Genomic DNA, 22,947 nt, shown 5'->3' with positions numbered 1-22,947 from the left:
CCAGGCAATTCGCCTGGTTCTTTGTCTGTTTTATGAAAAAGCCAGTTTGAGACGAGTTAATCCATCTTGCAGCAGGCTGCGTGAACAGCCGATATTCATCCGGACAAATCCTTCTCCGCCTGCACCATATTTTGTTCCAGGCTCTAAGGCGATCTTTCCTTTATGGATCAGTCGTTCTTGTATTTCCTTATCGGAAAGACCGAGTTCGCGACAGTCAATCCATAGGAGGTAAGAGGCATCAGGATGCATGACGCGAAGGGAAGGAATTTCAGTAGAAATGAACGCCTCGGCCACTTTAACATTTTCTTCAATATACTCAATCAAATCGGTGAGCCAACTAAGCCCATCCCGGTAGGAGGCTTCCATGGCCGTTAAGGCAAAAATATTCAAACCGTGAAAGGCCTGTCTTGTTTGGGCATTCTGCAGTTTGACCTGGAGCTCTTTATTGCTGGTAATCAAGAAAGAGGCCTGGAGACCAGCGATATTGAACGTTTTGCTTGGTGCCATTAACGTGACCGTGATATCGGCTAACTTGTCCGCCAATGAAGCGATAGGATGATGCATGGCTGTTGAGTGAAAGAGGTCTGCGTGGATCTCATCGCTGACAATGGTGACATGATGGGCCAAGCAAAGTTCCCCGATGCGCAATAACTCCTCCTTTGTCCAAATGCGACCGCCAGGATTATGAGGACTGCAAAGGAGGAATAGCTTAACGCCGGTCTTCAACTTTTCCTCAAAATCTTCAAAGTCGATGGCAAATCCGTTAGCTTCCAAGAGAAGGGGACTATTGACCACTTCCCGTCCATTGTTTTTAATCATGTCGAAGAAAGGGGTATAGACAGGAGATTGCACCAGAATCTTATCCCCAGGTTCCGTAAAGGCCTGAATGGTGGAACCGATGGCTGAAACGACGCCAGAACTGAATGTGATCATGTCTTTTGTGATGGACCATTGATGCCGGTCTTTCACCCATTTTTGAATCTCGCCGTACACCGACTCTGAAGGGACGGTATATCCGAAGACCGGATGATTCGCTCGTTCGATTAACGCTTTTTGAATAGGTTCAGGAGAAGGGAAATCCATATCGGCCACCCACATAGGCAGGATGTCTTCCCTGCCATATAATGATGTAAGGGCCATTTTGTCCCACTTTACAGAACCGGTATGTTCCCTACTGATGTGTTCATCAAAAATAGATCTGTTCAATATATTCACCGCCAAATCATTTTTTATCATGCCCTGTTAACGTCTTAACGAAAAGATACTTGTTATGATACTATGATAACATGTTCTTTCCGAAATTATGGAGCAGGTGATTATAATGGATACACAACAAATGAATATAGCGTTTGTGGCTACTTTGCAAGAATGGGATCCGTATGGGATTGGCGGGGAACTATATGAACCGGAGATTGCCGACACGGTAGTGGCCTTACGCGATATAGATGACCTTCAGGAACTGGCGGAAAAAATCAAGTCCATCTACGAATTTGCATTTGATGAACCCGTCCAGTTGGAACGGTGTCTACAGGTTGCACAAAAACTGCTGATCATCAAAAATGATGCCAGCTGCTCGATTTAAAGAAAAGGGATGACTCCGAATTCGGGTCATCCCTCTTTATATGGTTTCGTCTATTCGTCTAAAAACTCCTTGATTAACTGATACACTTCTTCGGGTTTCTCCTCAGGAAGTAAATGGCCCGTGTTTTCCATGACAATGAGCTTGGAATTGGGGAGGTCTTCATGTAGTCTTCTTCCAATGTCGAGCGGAACCACTCGATCATACCGCCCCCAAACAAGCAGGCAGGGCGTATCGATTGAATGAAGTTGTTCGGATGATAAATCGCTTTCCTTATCACGTAACATCCTTCCTAAGGCACGAAATATATCATGCTTCTTCATGAAAGGATCGAGATAGCCCTGGCGCATTTCATCGTCGATCATCGTCTGATTATGGACGACATTCCTTAGATTCTTTTCGATGCCGGACCTTTGGAGATATCCCTTTACCCCAAATGAAAAGAAAGGGAAGTAGCTGAGCATCTTCATCTTTCTCGGGAAGCTTGGCTCGTACCCGGATCCGGCAAGAAGGACGGCGCGCTCGACCAGGCCAGGATAAGCTTTGATGAGTTGCAAGGAAACCTGTCCACCCATGGAATGCGCAATGATGCTGAACTTCTTGATGTTCTTTTCTTCCAAAAGCTGTACGACGGAACCTGCGATGTTCCGGAAAGAGTATGTATAGCGATTAGTTTTCCCACTTTGACCGAATGGAGGCAAGTCTATCGAGATGACATTATAGTCTTTCGTTAAATGGGGTATCAGTTTCCGGAAGCTAAAGCTTGATGATAAAAACCCATGGATTAATACCAGGGTGGGGAAAGAGTCATGAACATGAATGTGTTCATAATACATATCGATATCCCCGATCTGCTCAATGTCTTTCTTTACGTAACTTTCCATATTCGTGTTCTCCTCTACCATTCCTAAGCAAAATAAGAAGCTACTGCTGTTGCTTATCTTCCTTAGTTTTAAATAATTTCCTCTTTATCCTGTTACATAACAATACCAGAAATTATCCCCATTAAAAAATACAATTACTATAACAGATATTACGTGAACTTTGGTATAATAGTGTAAGTTTATCCTGACAGAATAGAACTTATTAATTTAATCGTGTCATACATGCCTTTAAACAAGGCTTTAAAAGGAAATTGATCGGGCTTTCTGCCAGCCAAACCATCATGTCTACATTTATGAATTCTAATAGGGAGGTTTTCCAATGCATTTGAATGAAGGGGAATTGGAAGTCTTAAGAATCATTGAAAATAACAGCCGGATCGATCAGAAGGATTTGGCTAAAATGACCGAGTTATCTGAAGCGGACATTGAAGCAATGTTGAAGAAATTGGAAGATATGCGTGTGATTGTACGTTACTTGACCGTGATTAACTGGGCAAAAGTAGATGAATATCACGGTGTGACAGCCATGATCGATGTTAAAGTAACCCCAAAACGCGGAGTTGGTTTCGATGAAGTCGCCAAACGTATATATCGATTCAAAGAAGTGGAGTCCGTTTATTTGATGTCCGGTGCGTATGACCTTTCCGTCATCGTGGAAGGTCGTTCAATGAATGAAGTGGCAAGGTTTGTATCGGAAAAACTTTCGACGCTCGATTCTGTCATTTCCACGACAACTCACTTTATTATGAAGAAATATAAGCATGATGGGACAATTTTTGAACAAACAGAAGAAGACAGAAGGATAGTGGTATCACCATGATTAAAACGAGTTTCGTGTCAAAAACGGTTTCAGAGCTAAAACCATCGGGTATCCGTCGATTTTTCGACTTGGCTGCCAATCTAGAAGGAGTCGTTTCACTTGGAGTGGGAGAACCGGACTTCGTTACATCCTGGGCAGTCCGGGAAGCGGCAATCAACTCATTGGAAGAAGGATACACCTCTTATACAGCTAATGCCGGCTTGATGGAATTGAGGCAGGAAATCAGTGGATATATGAAAAAGCAGTTTGAGGTTTCGTATGATCCCGAGAATCAAATCATTGTTACGGTGGGTGCAAGTCAGGCCCTCGACATTGCCCTTAGGACAATCTTGAATCCTGGTGAGGAAGTCATCGTCGTCGAACCTTGTTTCGTTGCCTATGCACCATTGGTAACGATGGCAGGAGGGGTGCCGGTCACTGTCCAAACTTCCAGGGAGCATGACTTTAAGTTAATGCCGGAGCAACTCGAAGCGGTCATCACACCAAGGACGAAGGCAATCTTGATTTGTTCGCCGAATAACCCGACTGGAACTCAGTTAGAGAAATCGGAGTTGGCAGCACTTGCTGAAATCATCAAAAAGCATGATTTATTAGTCCTTTCCGATGAGATTTATGCGGAGCTTGCATATGATGAGAAATATACGTCATTTGCCGCCATCGACGGCATGCTTGAGCGTACGATCGTCATCAACGGGTTCTCTAAAGCGTTTGCGATGACTGGATGGCGTCTTGGATTTGTATGTGCGCCTCCGGAAATTTCCGCAGCGATGCTCAAAGTCCATCAATACGCGATGATGTGCGCTCCGACCATGGCACAGTTTGCAGCATTGGAAGCTTTGAAGAATGGAATGCAAGATGTGGAAGATATGCGCCGCAGCTACAGAGGAAGACGCAACTATATCGTAAAGTCATTTAACGAAATCGGTCTGGACTGCCATAATCCAGGCGGAGCTTTTTATGCCTTCCCATCCATTGAGAAAACGGGCATGACTTCCATGGAGTTCGCAGAAAAACTGCTTACTGAAGAACTTGTGGCCGTGGTACCGGGAGATGTTTTCGGGGAAAGTGGTGAGGGGCATATCCGTTGTTCTTATGCTTCTTCCATGGAACAGCTTCAGGAAGCCATTAAAAGAATGGATCGGTTCATGCAAAAATATAGCAAGTACTAAAACCCCATACGCAAAAAAATAGGGATTCGCCGTAATATACGGCGAATCCCTATCCATAGGGGGAATTAGAAAAAAGAGTTAATCTTAATGGATTAACATAGAAAGTGTTAATCATAGTATATCCAGTTTATAGAAAATAATACGCCTGATATGGATATTTTTACAATTTAGTTTGTGTGTTATATAAATGATGCATGATATTTAAAATTTGTTCTTCACTGAAATCTTTCGCGGTACGGAGGATGAGCTTAGCCTGTTTGAGTCCAATTTCCTGAATGAGTTCTTCCATTTCTTCATCCAAACCTGAAGCATTCGCAACGGGGCCATTTTGGATTAGCTCTGAGGCAGGGATATCAAGAACGGTGGAAAGCCGTAAAATGGTCTGGGTATCAGGCGTGACTTCCCCTGATTCATACATTTCAATTTTTTTGGTGCCCATACGTAGTTTCAAAGCCAGTTCTTGTTGAGTGAGATTATGATCTTCCCGGTATTGCCGAATATTCTTTGCGATATTTGACATGTCAATCACTCCTTTTTCAGGAAATAGTAGTAATAAGGTCATTTTACCATATTTTAACTTGTTCACAGTGGGAATGATATGGATATTTTGTGAAAAGAAAACGCCGTATCGATTACCGATGCGGCGTTTTGAATGAAGAAACATTACTTGTCAAATAGACCGATTGAACTCAAAAAGACGACGAGTATCGCTACCGGAACGATATAGCGAATGAGAAAGTACCAAAGTTTAAAGAAAGAGAATCCTGGGCTTGCCCCCATTTCGAACTCATTCTGAACTTGGAGCCTTTTCATCTGATAGCCAATGAAAAGAGAAATGAATAAGGCTCCGATAGGCAAGGCGATGTTGCTTGTCACATAATCAGCGAGGTCGAAGAAGGTCAAGTTGAAAATCTTCACATCAGAGAGTACGCCAAATGATAATGCGCTTGGAATCCCGATCACGAAAACAACAAGGCCGGCTATCCATGAAGATTTCCGGCGCTTCCGAGCATCGCCCTTTATCATGGATGCTACGATGATTTCCAGAATGGAGAACGCTGAAGTAAGCGTAGCGAATAATAATAATACGAAGAAAATCGCCATGAAAATGCCACCGAAGGTAATTTCATTAAAGACCGCAGGCAACACGACGAAGACGAGTCCTGGTCCACTTGAAGGATCGAAACCAAGGGCAAATACGGCCGGGAAAATGACCAAGCCCGCCAATAAGGAAATGAAAATATTCAACCCGACTACGGATAATGCCGATTTTGTAATATCATCATTCTTACTTAAGTACGAAGCATAGGTGACCATCACGGAAATACCTACACTCAATGCAAAGAAGGATTGTCCTAGCGCTAATAAAATCGTCTGCTCCGTCAAGGAGGAGAAATCCGGTTTCAAAAAGAAACGGACACCTTCCATCGCACCTTCAAGTGTCATGGAACGAACGAGAAGGACAAGAAAAAGGACGAACAGGGAAGGCATCATGTACTTATTGGCCTTTTCAATCCCTTTGGATACGCCACCTTGAACGACCCAAATCGTCAAGACCATGAAAAGAAGCTGCGCAATGACCGTTTCATAAGGACTGCTGATAACGGTATTGAAAAGGCCACTGTATTCCGATTGGGTTAAATTTGATAGGGACCCGGTAAAGCTTCTCCATAAATAGGAAAGGATCCAGCCACCAACAACACTATAGAAGGAAAGTAAAATGATGGATGCTAGAACTCCGCCATATCCTAGTAACACCCAGGGTTTACCTGGTGAAATGTGCTTGTAGGCCCGAATGGCATCTTTTTGTGCATTCCGGCCGATGGTGAATTCGGCAATAAGTAAGGGTGTGCCGATCATGAGGGTGAAAATCACGAAAAAAAGGAAAAAAGCGCCGCCTCCATTTGTCCCTGTCATATATGGAAACTTCCAGATGGCACCCAAACCAATAGCGGACCCAGCCGCTGCTAGAATGAATCCGATTTTGGAAGACCATTGCTCTTGTTTTGCCATGGTGAAAAACTCCTTTAGAGGTATAGAAATACGTGAATGTAGAGATAAACATTTTCTCATCTTACTACGATTAATCTCAATTTGGTAGTTTTTTGTTATGCTAATTTTTTGAAAAATTAATGATCGAAAAAATGGGGACAAAGAATTAAATGAAAACTTTTAGGATAAGTTATAAATAATAGCCATATATCGAAATGGACACTCAATTACAAAATTTTTACGTTTTAGCGGAAAAAGTATGGTATACTTAACTTTGATTATTTCCAGCTCTGTGATATAATTTTGTATTGCGTGAAAAGCCGAAAAAATATATATAAAATAGGAGTGTTACCATGTCTGAAAAATTCGAAATTGGTGCAGTAGTTACTGGTAAGGTAACTGGTATTCAACCTTACGGTGCATTTGTTGCTTTAGATGATTCAACTCAAGGATTAGTTCATATTTCTGAAATCACTCACGGGTTCGTAAAAGATATTAACGAACATTTAAAAGTGGGCGATGAAGTGAAAGTTAAAGTACTTTCAATCGATTCAAAAGCTGGAAAAATCGGCTTATCAATCCGCGCAACAGAAGAAGCTCCTGAGCGTACTGAAGCTCCTAAGAAAGCTCCAAAAAAACGCCAAGCATCTGTTAAAGCAACATCACACATCGAGTCTACTGAAGGATTCAACTCTTTAAAAGATAAACTTCAAGCGTGGATCGATCAATCTGAACGCGAAGACTTAATCAAAAAATAATTTTTTTAACCGGATGGTCATAGGACCATCCGGTTTTTTTATTATTCTTCAATAATTGATAAAGCCGGGACATGTTTCATGGACCGGCTTTATTTTATACATATTTTCTTTTAGCGATTCATTGAGTTGGTTTTGTTTCAGTTTCACGAGACGTTTGGGGACTTGGCTTGAAGAGAAGACCAAGATTGATAAGCCCGGCGATTCCCACTAAGCCATAAACGATGCGAGCCAAAGCAGCATCTTGTCCGCCGAATATCGCTGCGACTAGATCGAACTGAAAAAATCCAATTAGTCCCCAGTTGATGGCTCCGATGATTGTTAAAACAAGGGCCGTTTTTTGTAATCCACTCATTGTATAGCCTCCTTTTTTATAAGCATCTTTCTTTACTTATCATGCTTTTTGAAGATAATTATATACACCCCAGAAAAAACTTCTAAACGGATATTTTGTATTTATATGGAATGTTCGTCATAATGAAGGGATAAAATATCCATTGCTGCAGTGGCATGGGGCCGCTGAAAAAAGGCAATGCAAAAGGAGATTATATATATTGGAAAATTACACGTATAAGAATCCTACTAAGATCATCTTTGGTAGAAACCAATTGAAAAGCATAAAAGAGGAAATTCCTGCCTACGGAAAGAGAGTGCTGCTCGTCTACGGTGGCGGAAGCATCAAGAAAAACGGGCTGTATGATAAAGTGATGGCGGAATTGAAAGAAATCCAGGTGGAAGTATATGAACTAGCAGGAGTTGAACCAAACCCAAGGATCACGACTGTCCGTAAAGGTGTGGAGTTGTGTAAGGAACATCAAATCGACTTCGTGCTAGCGGTAGGCGGCGGAAGTGTTATCGATGCAACAAAAGGCATCGTTGCGGGTGCGAAGTATGAAGGAGACGCTTGGGATCTTGTCACCAAAAAGGCTCCCGTCAAAGAAGCCCTTCCTTTTGGGACAATCCTTACGATTGCTGCCACCGGTTCTGAAGCGAATTCGGGTTCGGTCATTACGAATTGGGAAACGAAAGAGAAATACGGATGGGGAAGTCCTTTGTTATTTCCTAAATTCTCGGTCCTTGATCCTGAAAATACTTTTTCACTTCCAAAAAATCAAACCGTCTATGGCATGGTCGATATGATGTCACATGTTTTCGAAACGTATTTCCATCAAGAAACGCATGCTCCGCTTCAGGACCGCTTTTGTGAATCACTTCTGGTGACGGTCATGGAAACGGCTCCAAAGTTATTGGAAGATCTCGAGGATTATGAAAATCGTGCTACGATTTTGTATGCGGGCAATGTGGCGTTAAATGGTTCACTGGGAGTAGGATATCTTGGCGATTGGGCCACTCATAATATTGAACATGCCGTCTCTGCGGTCTATGATATTCCCCATGCGGGAGGCCTGGCAATATTATTCCCTAATTGGATGAAACATGTGCTCCATGAAAATGTCGAGCGGTTCAAACAAGTTGCCGTCCGTGTCTTTCAGGTCGACCCAGAGGGCAAATCCAGTGAAGAGGTTGCGCTTGAGGGAATTGAACGCCTTCAGTCATTCTGGAGCAGCTTAGGGGCCCCGTCGCGTCTTGCAGATTACGATATCGACGATTCACAACTTGAAGTCATTGCCGATAAAGCGATGAGCAATGGAGAATTCGGTCGGTTTAAAGTATTGAATCGCGAAGATGTCCTTGCGATTCTACGTGCTTCATTATAAGAACCTTACGATATGCTCCCACTATTCGATAGTGGGAGTTTTTCTAAAAGACTTAGCGATTTCTTGATTCTGCTAAATACATCAGATAAAGTAAAAGAGTAACCAAAGAATAAAGGAGGAATTGGCATGTCCCATCTACATTTCGATTATTCAAAAGCTCTACCGTTTTTCGGAAAGCACGAAATGACCTATTTACAGGATGCTGTAAAAGTGGCACATCATTCTCTACACGAACAGACCGGTGCGGGCAATGAATTTCTGGGCTGGGTTGATTTACCGAAGGATTATGATAAAGAAGAGTTCTCCAGGATCAAGAAAGCTGCCGCCAAAATAAAAGAAGATTCGGACGTCCTGTTGGTCATCGGAATCGGTGGTTCGTATTTAGGAGCACGTGCAGCCATCGAAATGCTGCAACATAGTTTCTATAACCTTTTACCTTCTGATAAAAGAAACACTCCGCAAATCATATTCGTTGGTAACAATATAAGTTCTACATATATGCAAGATGTCATGGACGTATTGGTCGACAAGGACTTTTCAATCAATGTGATTTCCAAATCGGGCACAACGACGGAGCCTGCCCTTGCGTTCCGGATTTTCCGTAAGCTTCTCGAGCAAAAGTATGGTCCAGAAGCAGCGAAAGGCCGTATCTTCGCGACTACCGATAAAGAAAAGGGCGCATTAAAGACAGTGGCCACGGAAGAGGGATTTGAAACGTTCGTCATTCCGGATGATGTCGGTGGAAGGTATTCTGTACTTACTGCAGTGGGCTTGCTTCCGATTGCTGTAAGTGGTGCGGATATAGATCAAGTGATGGAAGGGGCGGAGAGCGCTAGAGCGGACTTCAGTTCATCGGAGCTTTCCGAGAACCAGGCTTATCAATACGCGGCCGTCCGTAACGTCCTTTATAATAAGGGGAAAACCATTGAAATGTTGATCAACTATGAACCTGGTCTGCAATATTTCTCTGAGTGGTGGAAGCAGTTGTTCGGCGAAAGTGAAGGGAAGGACCAGAAAGGGATTTTCCCGGCAGCCGCCAACTTCTCTACGGACCTGCATTCGATGGGGCAGTATGTACAGGAAGGGCGACGCGACCTTTTCGAAACGGTCATCAAAGTGGAAGAGGCACGTCATGAAATCTCGATTGAAGCGGCAGAAAATGATTTAGATGGTTTGAATTATCTGGCTGGTGAAACCGTACAATTCGTCAATAACAAGGCATTTGAAGGTACCTTATTGGCTCATACGGATGGCGGTGTTCCTAACCTGATTGTTTCCGTACCAAAACTGGATGCCTTCACATTCGGCTACCTTGTTTATTTCTTCGAGAAGGCTTGCGCGATGAGCGGCTATCTGTTGGGGGTCAATCCGTTTGATCAGCCTGGGGTCGAAGCCTACAAGGTGAATATGTTTGCCCTGCTAGGAAAACCAGGGTATGAAGAGAAAAAGGCGGAACTCGAACAGCGTTTATAAAATAAAGTGAAGAAGGCATCATGCTGGACTAGATTGTCCACGCATGATGCCTTTTTTTATCGGATTAAGAAAAAGTTGAGAAAAAAGGTTGATAATGCTATGTAATCCGATACCTAGAAAAGAGGGACTGTGCATGCAACTATCTTCGACAACGAATAGTTACGCTGGAACGATAAGTACCCCTTCAACTACGGGAAATCAAAACGCTATGAAGGATCTGGAAAAACAGAAAACAGAGCAGCAGGCAGATATCCAGGAAGCCTATCAATCAGAAGGTACAGCCGAATCCAATTTGCTTTTTACCCAATCGAAAGAGGATAGTGATCAATAGGGGTTATTTTAAGACTTTTGGGTAAGCTAATTATTAAAATTAGCAAAAGAGGTTTTTAACATGATTGAAATATCTTCTAAGTTGGAAGGGAAAACTTTTGGATTATTCGATTTGGAAACGAAGCTTAAACCAGAAGGGTATATGATCGGTGGTGGTTGGGATTATGACCACGGCACCTTCGATTTTAAAATGGACGACAAAGATGGCTATCAGTTTTTGCGTGTTCCCTTCAAAGCTGTGGATGGGTCACTTGATACGGACGGGGCCATGGTTGAAATCATGACGCCGTATTTATTATCTCATAAGTATGAAGATGGCATCGACCGCGAGGGAAATATCGGGAATCTCTCCGCTTCATTTAATCAATTTGCCGAGCCGGAAGACCCCGATGCTGAATTTCCTCAGGAATATATTGCGTATGGGAAATCTCTCGTTCGGGACCTTGAAAAAATCTTATTGGATTAACGATCGATGATGAGCAAGATATCATTTTGATGGATGATTGCATCTGCAGGAGGCTTGATACGTGTCTCGCCTCCTGAAATGATGCCAACCAAGAGAATATCCTTATCTAATAATGTAATCCCCAATTGTTTGAATGTTTGCCCGTTCCAATCGAATTGGACAGGCATCTGTTCAATCTTCAAACCATTTACCGTGGCCGGATTCTCTTCTTCCCGCTTTTCGATTCCTCTCCATAAACATTCCTGCATATAATCACTCGCAAACTTATTCGTTTCGATAATGGCATCTGCTCCCGCACGTAATGCATTTTCCTTCTGTTCCTGCGTTAAAATTTCAACAAGACAATATACATGAGGGTTCAGTCCTTTTATAGCCAGTAAAGCCAACACGGTGAACATGTCGGTCTGCAGTTCGTTTTGTTGGAGATCGGCAGTGATGAGGACCCGTGCCGCCTGTTTAATATTGGCCTGTTGCAAAACGGAATCCAAACTGGCTTTCCCTTGGACAAAATGTATATTCGTCCGTGGCAAAGGGTGCTTGGTCAATGTGTCGTCAATCAAGACAATAGATTGGTTATGCATGCGTTCATGAATGTTCTTGATGATTCGTTTTGAACGTCCATTCCAGCCGATGATAATAAAGTGACCGGTGCCGCTAAACTCCTTTCTTCCGGAAAGGAATTGTTGGTCGCTTGAGATGGACATTTTGGCGATGTAGGCAAAATAAGAAGTGATGAGCCCGACACCCGATAAGATGAGAAGCATCCCGAGGATTCTCCCAAACTTCGTAAGTGGGGTGAAATCCCCATATCCAACGGTCGATATCGTGACGATTGCCCACCAAATCCCCTCGAATATGGAAGGGAAATTATCAGGCTCGACTAGATGAATCAGCCAACCGAATACAAGTAAAAATAGGATGATGGTCAAAAATAGTTTGAGTAAACGTGGAGACCTTTTAAAAGTGTTGCTGAACGGATTGATTCGGATCATGTTATCCCCCCTACGACAGTCCTTTTAGTATGGACAAAATGGACTGAACTCATAAGGAGTTAACGGATATATATAGAAGTTCTAGTAAGAACATGAGATCAAATACATGATAAAAACCTTCCGTGACCTGACGGAAGGTTTTTATCATGTGGAGTCACGTATCCAGAAAAGGACTTCATGCTCAATACTTGATGATATGCGAGGACCACATGGTTTATGCAAAAAAATATGAAAATCCCTCAGACCCGTCGTCGGACATTGAAGTTCTCACTGATGAGCAACCAGTTTTGCGGGAAGGCAAGGCCTAGCTTCCAGTAACTCATTCCTCTAAGGTTCAATTCTTTGATCAAATCGAATTTTGCTTGAATGGACCGGGCATCTTCAAACCAGACCTCATGCTCCTTCCCATCTGCATCCGTGTAATTGAAATGGGGCGCCTGCGCTTTCTCATCGTATTCTATGGATACATTGTTCGCGGCAGCAATCTGGATGGCCTGCTGAGGGCTAATCGCTTTGGCGATGGAGCCCTGGACAAAAGGCAATGTCCAATCATATCCATATAGGTTCTGGCCCATCAGAATCTTATTGGCCGGCATTTCGGTGATGGCATATTCCAGTACGTCCCGAACCGGTCCTATCGGGGATACCGCCTGTGCTGGACCGCCGCTGTATCCCCATTCGTACGTCATGATGATCACGAAGTCGACAATTTCACCATGTGCCTTATAGTCATGTGCCTCATACCAGCCACCTTTTTGCTCTGCACTGGTTTTCGGTGCAAGTGCCGTCGAGATGAACCAACCTTCTTTTTTGAAACGATCCCTTGCTTTACGTAAGAATTGGTTATAGGCATTTTTATCGGACGGGCGGAGAAACTCAAAGTCAAAGTGAATATCCCTGAATCCATATTTCTTGGCTGTGGTCACAATGTTGTTTAGGAACTTATTCTGCACGGAGGTGTTCGTCAGGATGATCCGACCAAGTTCATCACTGAATTGATCGTTTTCCTGATTGGTGATGACCATCATGAGGACATTCTTGTTTTCTTTTGCAATGGTGGGAAAGTTATTGAGCAACGGTTCCTTTAAGGTGCCATCTCGCAGTGCCTGAAAGCTGAATGGCGCTAAGTATGTCAAATAAGGCGCGGCTTCCTGAGCAGCTGTTTCAAGGGCAGGAGCGACTGTTGTACCACGGGGCTCGACATAGCCGTTGAATTCAGCAGTTCGTTTTTTTCGGGCAGGAATATATAGGCGGTACCCCACGGATAAGGAGTCCTGATCGGAAATGCCATTGATCCTCGCTAACTCTTGATAGGGTACATCCACTTTTTGAGCAATCGAAAATAAAGTGTCACCAGGCTGGACAAAATAATAGCTGCCGACGATTGGAATGACAATGGCCTGCCCGATGACAAGATTATTTGGGTTAGGAATTTTATTTGATTCAACGAGCCGGTCAACGCTCACGCTATATGTTTGGGCGATGCCAAATAACGTTTGGCCAGGCCTAACCACATGAATTTGCACGTCTTTTCCCCCTTACTGAAAGTTTCCTAACAGTTTATGAGCATAGGAAGAAATTCATGATAGCGAGCGAAGAAGTTATCTTCATAAAGTTACGATTATTCAATAAATTGGAAAACATAATTGGAGGGGGAGATGTAAATAAATATATATAAGGAGGTGAGAAACACATGGCAAACAACAATAGCAGCAATCAACTAGTAGTAGCTGGTGCAGAACAAGCTCTAGAGCAAATGAAGTATGAAATTGCTTCTGAATTCGGTGTAAACCTTGGTGCAGACACAACATCACGTGCTAATGGATCAGTTGGTGGAGAAATTACAAAACGTTTAGTGCAAATGGCTGAACAACAATTAGGCGGATCGACTCGTTAATAACTGAATAAACATGGATTGAAAGAGGAGGGGAATGTTCCCCTTCTCTTTCACATTTTATTTAGCTGACATGCCTTTCAGAGTCGTGATGGCTTTCTCAGGAAAATCGGTCATGATGACATCGACTCCCCATTTGACTAGCCGCTCGATATCTTCTGGTTTATTGGCCACCCAAGGGCGGACTTTGTATCCAAGTTTCTTCGCAGTGGCATGAATGGATGGGGTCAGGCTATTTTTGTCAGGATGAAAGCCAGCTTCTTTTTTCTCGGCTAAAATTTCCTCGACGTTTGCTGGCAATCCCTCGAATAATAAAGCCCGCTCCAATTCCGGGGCCAGCGTCTTTACGTTTTCAATCGATTGATGATTGAAAGAAGAAAGAATCACTCGATTTTCCATGTGATGCTGCCGGATTAAACCCACAACTTTTTTTTCGATGCCTTCGTAAGGGAGCTTATCTGTTTTAAGCTCAATATTCATCCACAATGTATGTTCCTTCGCCCATTCGAAAATTTCACCTAAGAATGGAATCTTCTCACCATGGAATTCCTCGGAAAATTTACTTCCCGCATCCGCTGATTTTAACTCTTCTGCGGAGAAATCCTTTACATACCCGGAAAGAGTGGTCGTCCGGTCAAGTGTTTCATCATGGATGATTACCAATTCCCCATCCGAACTGAGGTGGACATCGAACTCGATGCCATCCGCCCCGACTCGTAGGGCTTCTTTGAATGCAATCATCGTATTTTCAGGATGCGTTCCTTTGGATCCACGGTGGGCATAGATTTGGGTGTTTTTCACATGCATCACTCCTTTTTCTGAAAAGAAGAACCTTGAATCTATGATACATGTATCTCTTCTTTCTTTCAGCAATGATTAATAGACAATATTTTAAACAACGAGTAAAATACAATGGTATTTCCATTTACAAGCGGAGAAATAATGAGGTGAAAACAATGAATATATGGGAAATTTTTGTGGCCGTTATCCTTGGCCTTGTGGAAGGCCTGACGGAGTTTGCACCAGTATCTTCTACGGGGCATATGATCATAGTGGATGATCTATGGCTGAAATCTACCGAAATATTTGGTAGTGAAGTAGCGAATGCATTCAAGGTCGTCATTCAGCTGGGATCGATACTGGCTGTTGTTGTGCTCTTTTGGGGGCGGTTCATGGACTTGCTCGGATTACGAAAGATGAAGAACCCCTCTGCCGTGGCAGGGAAAAAGTTGAATTTGCTTCAAATCATCGTAGGGTTGCTGCCTGCGGCCGTATTAGGTTTATTGTTCGAAGATTATATTGATGACCATTTATTCACTGTAAAGACGGTAATCGTCGGATTATTCCTCGGTGCTTTGCTGATGATTGCAGCGGATAGGTTCCGACCGAAATTGACAGCCGAAACGGTTGATCAAATTACTTATAAACAAGCCTTAGGTGTCGGGTTGATACAATGTCTAGCCCTTTGGCCAGGCTTCTCCCGTTCGGGTTCCACCATATCAGGCGGCGTACTGCTGGGGATGAGTTACCGTGCAGCTTCCGATTTCACGTTTATCATGGCTGTGCCTATCATGGCAGGAGCCAGTTTGCTGAAAATCGTAAAATACTGGGAGTACTTTACGCCTGACGTGTTACCATTCTTTATCGCAGGGTTTATCAGTGCCTTCATATTTGCGTTATTCTGCATACGTTTCTTCCTATTATTGATTAATAAAGTGAAGTTGACGCCATTTGCTATTTATCGTATGGTCTTAGCCATTATCCTGTTATTTATTGTTTGGTAAGAAGCAGGGTTTAACAAAATGAAAAGAAAAAGGCAGAAATGTTGCGACATCAACATTTCTGCCTTTTTTCGTATAAAGGATAGAGCTTCATTAAAGAGTGAGGCTTAGCGAGCACAAAAGAATGTTAATGTTATATTCATATTGGATTAAATCTCTATATAAGGATAAAGATATGAATCTGATAGACCTTACGTGCATCATTCGATTCACATTGTGACGATAAATGAAATAAAATGAAATAATGAAGGTGGAATCACCAAATACGAATGATTACACTTTTGAATAACTATATAATTCGTTTTAAATCCTTTTAAAACATAATAAATTCAATTAAAGAAAAAATAATTCGGATTTTAAGAAGAAAAAGGAAAACATTAATTTATTATGAAAACGGATACAATATAGAGGTAACAACATCTAAAATAGTAAATTGACTATTTAGATTATTCGATAAACTATTCTTGTATATTTTTCGTGGTATAATTTTTCTGAGAAAATAGAAGGTGTGTACACGGAAGGAGGACATTATGTGAATGATCAATTGAAAAAAACGATTGGCTTTTGGGTTGGAACATCTATAGTAGTGGGTACAGTCATAGGCTCTGGTATTTTCATGAAGCCGGGAGTGGTACTTGAGTTAAGTGGTAATTCAACAATGTCCTTATTGGCTTGGCTGATTGGTGGCTTGATTACGCTGGCAAGTGGATTGACAATCGCCGAAGTGAGTACACGAATTCCTAAAACGGGCGGTTTATATGCGTATTTAGAAGAAGTGTATGGAAAGTTGTGGGGCTTTCTTTGCGGTTGGGTTCAAACGCTAGTTTATGGACCTGCAGTAATGGGCGCACTTTGTTTATACTTTGGAGCGTTGGTGGCCGGTTTATTTAATATATCCATGGATTATACAATGGGTATTGGAATAATCACGATTGTCTTTTTGACGGCCATGAACTTGTTGGGGACGAAATATGGCGGGTTGATTCAAACCGTTTCAACGGTTGCCAAATTGATTCCAATCGTCTTCATAGCTGTGTTCGGTATGGCTCAAGGTGAGATGCCCGTTTTCAACATGGATGTTGAAACGACGGTGAAGGTGAGTATGGCAGGGGCCATTCTTGCTACACTTTGGGCGTATGATGGCTGGATCAATGTCGGCTTTATGGCTGGTGAGATGAAGAATCCACAGAAGACATTACCTCGGGCCATCATCACGGGGATAGTCGTGGTCATGGTTGCCTATTTAGCTGTAAACCTGGCCATGCTACACGTTCTGGGCCCTGATGGAATCATTGCGAATGGAACGAATTCTGCTAATGTTGCAGCCACCGTTCTTTTTGGTGAGCTAGGCGGAAAATTAATTGCAATCGGAATCTTGATTTCAATCTTCGGTTGCCTGAACGGCAAGCTTCTAACCTTCCCAAGGATTACACTTGCGATGGCTGAGGATAAGATGGTTCCTGGTCATAAACAGATAAGGAAGATATCACCTAGATTCAGGACACCTGTCAATGCCACAATTCTACAAGTGGTCATTGCGATCATCATGATGATTGTGACAGATCCGGATAAGCTATCGAATATGGCGATATTCTCTGTCTTTTCTTTTTATGGGCTAGCCTTCTTTGCAGTCTTCATTCTACGTAAAAAAGATCCGGATGCAAAAACGTATAAAGTGCCGCTTTATCCGTTCATCCCTATCCTGGCAATTATCGGTGCGGTATACATAGTGCTTAGCACATTAATCGATACACCGATGGATGCCCTCTACTCCATAATTATTTTGATAATCGGCTTACCTGTATATTGGCTGATGGTCAAGAGTGAGCGGAAGGATAGACAAGTTCATTAACGATTTTCCATCCCTTCACGGTATCTGTGAAGGGACTTTTTTATGCCTGGCATTCCCATGGGCCTGCTCCTTATTCGTAAAATAGACAATTGAGTTCAGACGTATTAACATAAGAAATAAGGAATTGAAAGGTCTGAGCAGAATTGAATTATATTGAACCTGCGGGTAAATCATTTCGGAAAACGATTTTGGCTTTATTTCTTGGAAGCTTTGTAACATTTGCAGATTTATATAGTACGCAACCGGTCATACCGGTTTTTGCGAAGCAGTTTGGGGTTTCTCCACCAATGGCAAGTCTTACGTTGTCTTTTGCAACCGGGACGCTCTCCATATGCCTATTGCTGGTTTCTTTTTTTTCGGAAAGCATTGATCGAAAGAAGATAATGGGTGTAGCCTTGACCATGTCTGCTTTGCTGTCGATCAGTGTCAGTTTCGTCCAGGATGATATCTACCTGTTGATTGCCATCCGGGCGGTTCAAGGGGCAGTCCTTGCAGGGTTCCCGGCAATCGCCATGGCTTATATCAATGAAGAGTTCCATCCGAAAAGCCTGGGGTATGTGATGGGCATCTACGTTAGTGGGTCGTCTATTGGAGGGCTGGCAGGGAGATTGATTGTCGGGGTGTTGACGGATCACTACTCATGGAATGTAGCGATTGGAAGTCTTGGCGTTTTAAGCTTACTTATCAGCTTGTTCTTTTGGTGGATGCTGCCTTCCTCTCAGCATGTCACGCACACGAACATGTCTGTGAAGAGAATGATAGAATCCTTACGACATAACATGAAGAATCCACAATTATTATGGCTATTTGGCATGGCTTTCTTATTAATGGGTTCCTTTGTCACCGTTTATAACTTCGTGGGGATTCCCTTGATGGAACCGCCTTACCAATTATCTCAAACACTGATCGGTTTCATTTTCCTTATCTATCTCGTCGGGACCTTCAGCTCGACTTGGATGGGGAAGCTCGCTGACCGCTATAGCCGGGGATACGTGTTACTAACTGGGATACTGATCATGCTAGCAGGGGCCCTCCTGACCTTGGCAGTTCCTCTATCGATGAAAATATTGGGATTGGCTCTTTTCACCTTTGGTTTTTTTGGGGCCCATTCGATTGCGAGTGGCTGGGTCGGAAGGTTGGCGGATAAAAACGAGAAGGCCCAAGCCTCGGCTCTGTACCTTTTCTTCTATTATGGAGGATCCAGTATAGTGGGGGCCACGGGCGGTATATTCTTAATCCGGTTCGGCTGGGGAGGAGTCATTTCCGTTGTATCCATCTTGATCATTTTGGCGGCCATTTGTATATGGATGGTGAAAAAGGTAAAATAAAAGAGGAAAACAAAGTCTCTTTTCTATCATATTTACTAGGTTTCTGAATATAATCTATTGAAAAAGGATAGTAAGTAATAGATTGATAAAAAGAAGGGGTAATAGATAGAGTGAAACGAAAAACAGTAATCCTAGGTGGTTTAATAGCCGTTTTAATCATATTATTGGTTGTGTATTTAACAGGTCCAGGTCGGTTGGACAAAGTGGTGATCGTCGAGAAGTACTACCCTCATTTTTCCGATGGCAAGGCGATTGGCTTTAAGACGAATGAAGTCATTAACGTGAGCAAAACAGAAGAGGGTTCGAATTGCGCAATGAAATTCGATAACGGAAAGATATTGGAAATAGATTGTGACCGGTATTTATCCTATAAAGTAGATGAAACGGTCTATATCTCTTCGGACGGTGATGAAGTCAAGACTATCCAAAGGAAAAGATAGCCCGTTCTTAAATAAGTGAATAGAAGAATTGAAAGCTGATTTTGTCCTTGTTAAGCAAAATCAGCTTTTTTATTTGTGATAGATAAGTACTATTTAAGGATAAATGTGGAAATTATAATAGGGAAATAGTATGATAATTCTGTGAACATTTTAAAAAATTTAAAATCATAGGAGTGGATACTAATGAGACTAATTCAATATATCATTCGGACGAGCTTGGTTGTGGTACCAGGTACCTTCATGATTGGGCTGTTCGTTTGTCTAGCAAATGGTATTTCGGGAATGCCCATGCTATGGAATCTGGTCTTCATTACAATTTGCGGTGTGGTGGTCGGAATTATTTCCTCCGTGATCAACCATCGAAGGTTCATTCGTCCGATTGGATTGATTAATCGTTATCTAGAGAAAATTGCGGACGGTGACCTTAAACAAAGGATAAGTGAAGATCAGTTAGGTTCCTTGAAAACGATTGCACTTCATATTAACCACACTGTGGAATCTTGGAGTGACGTATTGAAAAAGGTTCAGGATGCATCGAAGAATATGAATGCCTATTCCAATGAATTGGCGGAAGGAGCGCATCAGACAAGCAGCGCGACGGAAGAAATCTCCTGCTCGATAGAAGATGTCGCACAAGGAGCCAGAAACCAGGCAAAGGGAGTGAACGAGACTACTGATGTGATTTATCAGATGTCATCCAGCCTTTCAAGGGTAACAATCGGGGCGGAGAAGGTATCTGGCTCCATCCATAAGTCCTTGGAGAAAGCGAATGCAGGAAAAAACTCAATCGAACAGGCGGGCCAACAAATGGAGTCCATTTATTCGAATGTGAATGAATTGGCAAGGGTCGTCAATGGATTGGGGGAACGTTCCGTCGAGATAGGGAAAATAGTTGAAGTGATTACAGGGATAGCTGCTCAGACGAATCTATTGGCCTTGAATGCTTCCATAGAGGCGGCACGGGCTGGTGATCAAGGAAAAGGGTTTGCCGTGGTGGCCAATGAAGTGAGGAACCTTGCAGAGCAATCAAGCCATGCAACTCAGCAAATCAGTGAAATCATCAACCATATCCAAAAAGAAACAAAGCAGGTGGCCGAGCAAATGGGGTCTGTCAATCGCGAGGTAAGCGAAGGAATCAACGTGATGACCGGAGCTGGAGATACATTTATAGAAATTCACCACTCCATAAACGATCTTTCTGATCAAGTGGGGCAAGTGGGGGAGACGATTGAAAAAATGGAAGCGGGAACGAGGATGGCTGTACAGTCGATGGAGATGATATCCACTGCAGCGGCGGGTTCAGAGGCGGCGACACTAAATGTCTTGACGGCTACGGGGGAACAATCCGCCGCAATAGAAGAAATCAGCGCCTTTGCTGAACACCTGCGGAAATTAGCCGGAGAAATGGATGAAATCATCCATACTTTCAAAATTTAAGCACCTTATCGTAAATGAAGACCCAGACCTTTTTGGTCTGGGTTTTCATTTGCCTTTTTCATCTCCATTTTCTTTTTTGTCTTTCTTATTACGACGAAGTACATCTAAGATTCTCCGGCTATTATTTTTACTATTGATCAGTTCAACTAAATCACTCATATTTTCTGCTTCAAAGTCTTGTTGTTCTTTTTTCATTAGGAATCCCTCCTCCAAGTTATCGTAATACCCTTATTTTAATAAAATGAAACTTCTTTTATCCTATTGGTAATATAAGGTTTTTATATCGCTTTTAAATAAAAATTTGCTAAAATTAAAAAAAGGCTTGATATTTAAATCAAGAGCTGAATGGAGGCTGTTGCCGTTTTGGAGGAAGAATTGGTATTGATTGGAGAAAAAATCGAAAAATTCAAATATATATTGGTCCAACATCTCGAACTTTTCGAAGAAGATTCGCCATATGATTTGGAAACCAGCAAGGTGATTCGGGCACAAATCATTCAAATCCATGCTGATGCCTTGATCCATGGAAAAGCCCAGGCGATGGAAAGCATGAGTGAAATCGGGATGAGAGTTGGGAATCGAATTGTGGAGATGGGCGTTTCGTTAGATAAAATCATTGGGGAGATTCAGCTGGCGCGTAACCTTTTCTGGAGCTTCATTGAAGAGGAAGTCAGCAATCGACACTATTCTATCGAAGTCTTGTTGAAAGCTAGTTCAATCATTGATGCCGTATTGGACGAGTTCCTCTATTGCATGAGTGTGAGTTTTGTGAACTATTATAAGAAAATTGCCAAATCGGCAAACGAGTCTTTAAAGAAAGTAAAAGAAAATCAAGAAGTCATGGAGGAGTTGGCGACGCCAATCGTCCAAACCATGTTAAGCGATGTGTTGCTCGTACCGTTAATCGGACGTATCGACGAATGGCGAATGGGGTCCTTGCAGTCGACGGTCCTGCAAAAGTGTAACGATTCCCATGCTGAAGTAATGATTTTGGATTTCTCCGGCATCACTTATACGCAGGATGATAACATGTTTTCCCTACTCGACCAGTTGGTTGGCGCGTTAGCATTGATGGGTACAGAAACGATGTTTGTCGGGTTTACACCGGCCGTAGTCAGGCAAATTATCAAGCTTGATTTCTCCCACCAAGTTAAATCTTTCTTATCCTTCGCCCAAGCTATGGAGTATATCGTTAAACAGAGAGGAATTACAATCCAGTATTCGAATTGAAGGAATCCTTATGAATGAGGTTCCTTTTTTTTATAGCATGTAGAGGGATGATGTTTTTGACCAAAAGTGACCGGTATTTCTTTACTTTGAAGAATCATGATAAAATCAAAAGAAACGCATAAGAAACAGGTGCCTGCTATCTTCAATCGTATATATGGAAAACATGACTTACATAGACGAAAGGTTGATGAATGAATAGTGGCTTTCAAACAAAAAAACACGCTCGATCCACAAGTAAAATGGTTCAGTGTGGGAATCATGACGGATAACGGCCTCGAATATGAAGAGTATGAGGCGCTATCAAAGCGTATCCTTGATTCAGTCGATAATGTAGGAGCCATATCGGACCTGGTCAGGGTCGAATGGGATAAAGCAAAATTGATTACCTTAAACGAACGATTCAATCATCCGGTTCTTTCGGATCCTTGCTTTATCATTAATGAAGTGATTCCGGAAGATATTGAAAGGGAAAAGAGGCTTTTGCAGGAAAAACATAAGTGGAAAAGATACTTGAATCTAATTTCCCGATATGACTACCTCGAAGCGGAGACGAAAGCCGTCCATGATTTTGATAAGTCCCTTTTGTATACGGATGAAGTGGAAAAGGTGATTGAATATCTTAACCTTAACGCTTAAATGAAACGCATCGGTTCATCGATGCGTTTCATTTGCATTCAAAAGGAATTTTTCCTTAATCGTACATAGGAAAAAGGAGAGGTATATATCCAATCCTTTCAGAATAAGTAGAAAAATATTGAAGGATTGGTAGGGAAGTCGGATATGAAAGCGAATACTTTAAAGTAGAAA

The 22,947-nt window shown here is 42.4% G+C and carries 25 protein-coding genes; 16 read left to right on the top strand and 9 right to left on the bottom strand.

All coding sequences use genetic code 11. The annotated features are described in order from the left end of the window. Window positions 1-30: 30 nt before the first annotated feature. Window positions 31-1,236, bottom strand: coding sequence for a MalY/PatB family protein (locus tag ACQKIC_RS12595; RefSeq protein WP_427591387.1), 1,206 nt, complete (start codon window positions 1,234-1,236; stop codon window positions 31-33). A 100-nt stretch (window positions 1,237-1,336) separates the two neighbouring features. Between ACQKIC_RS12595 and ACQKIC_RS12590 the strand changes: the two genes are divergently transcribed. Continuing rightward, window positions 1,337-1,582, top strand: coding sequence for a DUF1871 family protein (locus ACQKIC_RS12590; protein ID WP_427650458.1), 246 nt, complete (start codon window positions 1,337-1,339; stop codon window positions 1,580-1,582). A 50-nt stretch (window positions 1,583-1,632) separates the two neighbouring features. On the opposite strand, the gene ACQKIC_RS12585 is transcribed toward ACQKIC_RS12590, so the two are convergent. Beyond that, window positions 1,633-2,463: an alpha/beta fold hydrolase gene (locus ACQKIC_RS12585; protein WP_402871103.1), complete on the bottom strand. Its 831-nt coding sequence runs from the start codon at window positions 2,461-2,463 to the stop codon at window positions 1,633-1,635. A 319-nt stretch (window positions 2,464-2,782) separates the two neighbouring features. Between ACQKIC_RS12585 and ACQKIC_RS12580 the strand changes: the two genes are divergently transcribed. Both ACQKIC_RS12580 and ACQKIC_RS12575 read left to right on the top strand, forming a co-directional pair. After that, window positions 2,783-3,283, top strand: coding sequence for an Lrp/AsnC family transcriptional regulator (locus ACQKIC_RS12580; RefSeq protein ID WP_427591386.1), 501 nt, complete (start codon window positions 2,783-2,785; stop codon window positions 3,281-3,283). Beyond that, window positions 3,280-4,452, top strand: coding sequence for an aminotransferase (locus ACQKIC_RS12575; protein WP_402954273.1), 1,173 nt, complete (start codon window positions 3,280-3,282; stop codon window positions 4,450-4,452). The genes ACQKIC_RS12580 and ACQKIC_RS12575 overlap by 4 nt, the downstream gene beginning before the upstream one ends. Window positions 4,453-4,612: 160 nt before the next feature. Here ACQKIC_RS12575 and ACQKIC_RS12570 read toward each other — a convergent pair whose 3' ends face one another. Both ACQKIC_RS12570 and ACQKIC_RS12565 read right to left on the bottom strand, forming a co-directional pair. After that, complete coding sequence (locus ACQKIC_RS12570) at window positions 4,613-4,972, bottom strand: helix-turn-helix domain-containing protein (RefSeq protein ID WP_402954270.1); 360 nt, start codon at window positions 4,970-4,972, stop codon at window positions 4,613-4,615. 143 nt (window positions 4,973-5,115) lie between these two features. Continuing rightward, window positions 5,116-6,465 carry a sodium-dependent transporter gene (locus ACQKIC_RS12565; RefSeq protein ID WP_402989949.1) on the bottom strand — a complete coding sequence of 450 codons (1,350 nt, stop codon included), beginning with the start codon at window positions 6,463-6,465 and terminating at the stop codon, window positions 5,116-5,118. Between the two features lie 332 nt (window positions 6,466-6,797). Between ACQKIC_RS12565 and yugI the strand changes: the two genes are divergently transcribed. Then, window positions 6,798-7,202 carry a S1 domain-containing post-transcriptional regulator GSP13 gene (gene yugI, locus ACQKIC_RS12560; RefSeq protein WP_402871118.1) on the top strand — a complete coding sequence of 135 codons (405 nt, stop codon included), beginning with the start codon at window positions 6,798-6,800 and terminating at the stop codon, window positions 7,200-7,202. A gap of 118 nt (window positions 7,203-7,320) precedes the next feature. On the opposite strand, the gene ACQKIC_RS12555 is transcribed toward yugI, so the two are convergent. After that, entirely contained in the window at window positions 7,321-7,554 is a 234-nt protein-coding gene (locus ACQKIC_RS12555; RefSeq protein WP_402871121.1) for a DUF378 domain-containing protein, read from the bottom strand. A gap of 199 nt (window positions 7,555-7,753) precedes the next feature. On the opposite strand from ACQKIC_RS12555, the gene ACQKIC_RS12550 reads away from it, so the two are divergent. From ACQKIC_RS12550 to ACQKIC_RS12535, 4 genes are all read left to right on the top strand, one after another. Beyond that, complete coding sequence (locus tag ACQKIC_RS12550) at window positions 7,754-8,917, top strand: iron-containing alcohol dehydrogenase (protein WP_402871123.1); 1,164 nt, start codon at window positions 7,754-7,756, stop codon at window positions 8,915-8,917. 126 nt (window positions 8,918-9,043) lie between these two features. Then, complete coding sequence (locus ACQKIC_RS12545) at window positions 9,044-10,390, top strand: glucose-6-phosphate isomerase (RefSeq protein WP_402989946.1); 1,347 nt, start codon at window positions 9,044-9,046, stop codon at window positions 10,388-10,390. Window positions 10,391-10,523: 133 nt separating this feature from the next. Beyond that, entirely contained in the window at window positions 10,524-10,721 is a 198-nt protein-coding gene (locus tag ACQKIC_RS12540; RefSeq protein WP_402954258.1) for a hypothetical protein, read from the top strand. A gap of 60 nt (window positions 10,722-10,781) precedes the next feature. Further along, window positions 10,782-11,186 (top strand): YugN-like family protein, encoded by a 405-nt coding sequence (locus tag ACQKIC_RS12535; protein WP_402871129.1) that lies wholly within the window; start codon window positions 10,782-10,784, stop codon window positions 11,184-11,186. On the opposite strand, the gene ACQKIC_RS12530 is transcribed toward ACQKIC_RS12535, so the two are convergent. Together ACQKIC_RS12530 and ACQKIC_RS12525 are read right to left on the bottom strand one after the other, a co-directional pair. After that, complete coding sequence (locus ACQKIC_RS12530) at window positions 11,183-12,178, bottom strand: potassium channel family protein (RefSeq protein ID WP_427591385.1); 996 nt, start codon at window positions 12,176-12,178, stop codon at window positions 11,183-11,185. The two genes, ACQKIC_RS12535 and ACQKIC_RS12530, sit on opposite strands and share 4 nt — an antisense overlap. Before the next feature lie 239 nt (window positions 12,179-12,417). Then, the gene (locus ACQKIC_RS12525) at window positions 12,418-13,704 is read right to left on the bottom strand and encodes a glycosyl hydrolase family 18 protein (protein WP_402989940.1); all 1,287 of its coding nucleotides are present in this window, start codon (window positions 13,702-13,704) and stop codon (window positions 12,418-12,420) included. Window positions 13,705-13,871: 167 nt separating this feature from the next. Here ACQKIC_RS12525 and ACQKIC_RS12520 point away from each other — a divergent pair, with 167 nt between their 5' ends. Next, window positions 13,872-14,075: a small, acid-soluble spore protein, alpha/beta type gene (locus ACQKIC_RS12520; RefSeq protein WP_402871137.1), complete on the top strand. Its 204-nt coding sequence runs from the start codon at window positions 13,872-13,874 to the stop codon at window positions 14,073-14,075. Between the two features lie 57 nt (window positions 14,076-14,132). On the opposite strand, the gene ACQKIC_RS12515 is transcribed toward ACQKIC_RS12520, so the two are convergent. Continuing rightward, on the bottom strand, window positions 14,133-14,873 hold the full coding sequence (locus ACQKIC_RS12515; RefSeq protein WP_427591384.1) for a glycerophosphodiester phosphodiesterase: 741 nt from the start codon (window positions 14,871-14,873) through the stop codon (window positions 14,133-14,135). A 155-nt stretch (window positions 14,874-15,028) separates the two neighbouring features. Between ACQKIC_RS12515 and ACQKIC_RS12510 the strand changes: the two genes are divergently transcribed. The 5 genes from ACQKIC_RS12510 (at window position 15,029) to ACQKIC_RS12490 (ending at window position 20,910) form a co-directional block, all read left to right on the top strand. Continuing rightward, on the top strand, window positions 15,029-15,856 hold the full coding sequence (locus ACQKIC_RS12510; protein ID WP_402871142.1) for an undecaprenyl-diphosphate phosphatase: 828 nt from the start codon (window positions 15,029-15,031) through the stop codon (window positions 15,854-15,856). Between the two features lie 529 nt (window positions 15,857-16,385). Then, window positions 16,386-17,705 (top strand): APC family permease, encoded by a 1,320-nt coding sequence (locus ACQKIC_RS12505; protein WP_402871145.1) that lies wholly within the window; start codon window positions 16,386-16,388, stop codon window positions 17,703-17,705. A 143-nt stretch (window positions 17,706-17,848) separates the two neighbouring features. Further along, the gene (locus tag ACQKIC_RS12500) at window positions 17,849-19,033 is read left to right on the top strand and encodes an MFS transporter (protein WP_427591383.1); all 1,185 of its coding nucleotides are present in this window, start codon (window positions 17,849-17,851) and stop codon (window positions 19,031-19,033) included. 110 nt (window positions 19,034-19,143) lie between these two features. After that, entirely contained in the window at window positions 19,144-19,473 is a 330-nt protein-coding gene (locus ACQKIC_RS12495) for a hypothetical protein (protein ID WP_402871149.1), read from the top strand. 183 nt (window positions 19,474-19,656) lie between these two features. Then, window positions 19,657-20,910 carry a methyl-accepting chemotaxis protein gene (locus ACQKIC_RS12490; protein WP_427591382.1) on the top strand — a complete coding sequence of 418 codons (1,254 nt, stop codon included), beginning with the start codon at window positions 19,657-19,659 and terminating at the stop codon, window positions 20,908-20,910. Between the two features lie 45 nt (window positions 20,911-20,955). On the opposite strand, the gene ACQKIC_RS12485 is transcribed toward ACQKIC_RS12490, so the two are convergent. After that, window positions 20,956-21,105, bottom strand: coding sequence for a hypothetical protein (locus ACQKIC_RS12485; protein ID WP_427591381.1), 150 nt, complete (start codon window positions 21,103-21,105; stop codon window positions 20,956-20,958). A gap of 168 nt (window positions 21,106-21,273) precedes the next feature. On the opposite strand from ACQKIC_RS12485, the gene ACQKIC_RS12480 reads away from it, so the two are divergent. Both ACQKIC_RS12480 and ACQKIC_RS12475 read left to right on the top strand, forming a co-directional pair. Beyond that, complete coding sequence (locus ACQKIC_RS12480) at window positions 21,274-22,140, top strand: STAS domain-containing protein (protein WP_402871157.1); 867 nt, start codon at window positions 21,274-21,276, stop codon at window positions 22,138-22,140. A 198-nt stretch (window positions 22,141-22,338) separates the two neighbouring features. Next, window positions 22,339-22,776 carry a hypothetical protein gene (locus tag ACQKIC_RS12475; RefSeq protein WP_407406913.1) on the top strand — a complete coding sequence of 146 codons (438 nt, stop codon included), beginning with the start codon at window positions 22,339-22,341 and terminating at the stop codon, window positions 22,774-22,776. The last annotated feature ends 171 nt before the right edge of the window (window positions 22,777-22,947 follow it).

This window comes from Peribacillus sp. NPDC046944, from assembly GCF_050272735.1.
Lineage (GTDB): Bacteria > Bacillota > Bacilli > Bacillales > DSM-1321 > Peribacillus.
The sequence above is the reverse complement of the archived record's forward strand: the minus strand, read 5'-3'. Positions and strand labels throughout refer to the sequence as shown.